The sequence below is a fragment of the Thioalkalivibrio sp. genome (assembly GCF_007692535.1).
Classification (GTDB): domain Bacteria; phylum Pseudomonadota; class Gammaproteobacteria; order Ectothiorhodospirales; family Ectothiorhodospiraceae; genus Thioalkalivibrio.
This window is the reverse complement of sequence record NZ_REBW01000198.1, coordinates 1-3,086: the sequence shown is the minus strand read 5'-3', so window position 1 is coordinate 3,086 and position 3,086 is coordinate 1. Positions and strand designations below refer to the sequence as shown.

General features: G+C 64.5%; 3 protein-coding genes. All 3 read right to left on the bottom strand.

The features are described from left to right. Nucleotides 1-264 (bottom strand): glycosyltransferase (locus EA346_RS11575; protein WP_296758734.1); only part of this gene is annotated, 264 nt, incomplete at its 3' end. 229 nt (nucleotides 265-493) lie between these two features. Beyond that, nucleotides 494-1,345 (bottom strand): IS21-like element helper ATPase IstB, encoded by an 852-nt coding sequence (gene istB, locus EA346_RS11570; protein WP_296758733.1) that lies wholly within the window; start codon nucleotides 1,343-1,345, stop codon nucleotides 494-496. Then, a complete protein-coding gene (gene istA / locus EA346_RS11565; RefSeq protein WP_296758731.1) occupies nucleotides 1,342-2,808 on the bottom strand; it encodes an IS21 family transposase in 1,467 nt (488 codons plus the stop codon). The genes istB and istA overlap by 4 nt, the downstream gene beginning before the upstream one ends. Nucleotides 2,809-3,086: the final 278 nt, after the last annotated feature.

The following is a 3,086-nucleotide window of genomic DNA, read 5'->3' as shown; positions in this document are numbered from 1 at the left end:
ACGGTTCTGTGCCTCGTGCACCAGGTCAAGCACTTGTCCACTCTGTGCGCGGAAGGCCGCACAGTGAGCCTCAACCTGCGTCATGTCAGCTGCGTCAGAGCCGTCATCGAGCACGATCACCCGCAATCTGGCTGTGGTTGCATCTGTCCCCAGCCAGTCCTGGTCAGCGATCGACTGAAGGCTTTGTGCCAACCCGTCAGGATTACGGTAATGCGGGATCAGCACATCCAGAACCGGGCGGAACAGGTTAGGCGGGGCGGGCATCTGCGGCTCCGGGTTGCATAGATCACACGGCATCCGGGCCAAGGCTATGTGCCCGGGCATGCTGTATGATCTGCCTATATCCCGCCCATCTGGTCGTGCCAAGTCCCGCACCCGCAAGGATACGGCACCTAGTGTTCCGAGATGGGATGGTTGCCGCTGTAGAGCGTCAACCATTTTGACCGGTGCCGACAACCGAGATGGCCGGTTCTGGCCGCTGCGAACAGATCGGTTATTCGGTGTTTTCCTCCATGATGCTGTTGGTGTCAGGATCGAGGTTGTCGCTGGAGGCTGTCGTTCCAGCGTCAGCCTTTTCTGATTGTCGGTTTGCAGCGCTACGCCTGCGATAGCTGTCGCCGTTCATTTCCAGGATGGTGGCGTGGTGTACCAAGCGGTCGATGGCGGCGACGGTGACGGCCTGATCCGGGAAGATCTTGTCCCAGGCGCTGAACGGCTGGTTGGCCGCGATGGCAAGGCTCCTGGTCTCATAGCGCCGCGCGATCAGTTCGAAGAGCACGGAGCTTTCGGCCTGATCCTTCTGGGCATAGGTGATGTCATCGAGGATGATCAGGTCGAACTTGTCGAGCTTTGCGAGGGCGGTTTCGAGGGTGAGATCGCGGCGGGCGGCCTGAAGCCTCTGCACCATATCGGTTGTGCTGGTGTAGAGGACGCGTTTTCCGGCCTCGACAAGAGCATGGCCGATGGCACAGAGAACATGGCTCTTTCCAACGCCCGAGTTGCCGATGGCGATGAGATTGGCGCCGGTCTCGACCCAGTCGCCTCCGGCCAGCGCCTCGATGCGGGCCCGGGGCACACCGGGCAGGACCTTGAAGTCCAGGGTGGCGAGGGTCTTGCCGCCAGGCAGCTGGGACTGCTGCAGGTGACGCTGGATGCGTCTGGCATCGCGTTCAGACAGCTCGATCTCGGCCAATGCGGCGAGGAAGCGCGACGCGGGCCATCCCTCGGCGTCAGCGCGTTCGGCCAGCGCCTGCCAATGGCGCTGGAAGCTGGGCAGGCGCAGCGCAGTGAGCATGGCGGGCAGCGCGTGGACGTCGACGGGGCGCGGGGCAGCGGGGGCGGTCATGCGTTGCCCTCCAACAGAGCGTCGAAGCTGGCCAGATCGGTGAGTGCGACGGGCGTGTCGCCTGGAAGCTTCCGCAGGCGTGGTTCCAACTTCCCCTTCAGCGCGCGGGCGTCGGGGAGTTCATCGCGCGCAAGGCTATCAGCGACCAGGCCAGCCAGTTCGGCCTCGCAACCCTCATCGTGGGCGAGCCAGAGAAGATCGACCATGCGACGACAGGCGTCGCGGCGCGGCAAGGCCGTGGAGAGAGCAGCCCAGGCGTCGGCGTATTCCGAGCGCGGGAACAGGCCGTCGCGATAGACAGATCCGGCCAGGGCCTGGGGTTTGCGACGCAGGGCGTGGATGACATGACGATAGTTGACGCAGTGGACGCGCAGGCCGTCCCCACGGCCACGGCGGCGCGGGTGGGAAACAACATGAGTTGCGCCGAGGAAGGCCTCGATCCGATCATCGTAGACATGCACCCGAAGCCGCTTGCCGATCAGCTGCGAGGGCGCAGAATAGAAGACCTGGTGGACCAGGAAGCCGCCGGTCTTCGTGACACGCGCGACCACCTCAGTGAAGTCGGTGGTGCGCCGGGACGGCAGCGGCTTGAGTGCAACCATCTCGATACGAACCGCGTCCTCTCGCCGCCTGTTACGACGCGCCACCAGCTCGTCGACGAAGCGGCGCCATTCGCCGAGATCGGCAAAGTCGCGGGAGCCGCGCAGGATCAGGGCCTGGCCGAGCGCAACCTTCAGGTGGTTGTTGTGAGCCTCGATCGACCCGTTCTCATGGGCCTCGCCGGGAGTGTTGCGGCTCGCGAGCATGCCGTAATGGCTACAGAAGGCCTCGTAACGCTTGGTGACATCGGCCGCGGCATCGGCATCAAGGTTCCGGTAAGCTGCTGAGAGGCTGTCGGTGCGATGTTCGCCGGGCACGCCGCCGAGGGTCCAGAGTGCGTTCTGCAAATTCTCTGCCAGCGCCGTGAAGCTTTCCCCGCCGAGGACCACGGCGGCATGCTCCCAGCCGCTATAGGCGAGAACGAAGTGATAAAGGCGATGCTCAAGCGGCTGGCCCGCGATCGTCACGCCCAATTCGTTTGCGTCGGTGAAGTCCGACAAGGCCATGCGGCCCGGTTCGGGCGTCTGGCGAAAGATCACATCGCGCTCCGGCCCATGCATGGCCCGCCAATCACGGACACGCCGTTCCAGCGTTCGACGCACGCGGTCATCCGGGAAGGCCTCCGGATCGGACAACTGCAGGTGCCGCAACAGGGTCACGGCCTGAACTGCGGGATCGCGCTCGAGGATTGGCACCAGCGCTGTTTCCCACACCGCCTCGAGCGGGTCGGGCACTGTACGGCCCCGAGTGGCCTTGCGTTGCGACGGGAGACGTGGATCGGCATCGATACGACGGGCGGTGCGTTCGCTGAACCCTGCACGGGCGGCAGCAGCACGCTGGCTATGATGAAGGCGGTCAGTCATGTATAATCTCACTTGCTGGTCGGTGGCGGATTTGCCCGGCACGGTCTGATCTCCGTTTGGTTGCAGAGATCTCGACCCTACCGGCCCGCAGCGACCAGCACCCACCCCCTCGAAGAGGGCCGCGCCGGTGGCCCCAACCTACGGTCGGGCTACGCCCTCCCTTCGGTTGGGGCCACCGGCCAACTCGGTTGACGGTGCCGGCCAGCTTGGTTGTCGCGCATCATGACGCAGAATGCCGCGTTCCGTGCAGGGTTTTCAGACGGGTATCGCAAGACGGT

Coding starts and splice junctions, on each gene's coding strand:
- istA (WP_296758731.1), bottom strand. CDS start 2,808: ATGACTGACCGCCTTCATCATAGCCAGCGTGCTGCTGCCGCCCGTGCA.
- istB (WP_296758733.1), bottom strand. CDS start 1,345: ATGACCGCCCCCGCTGCCCCGCGCCCCGTCGACGTCCACGCGCTGCCC.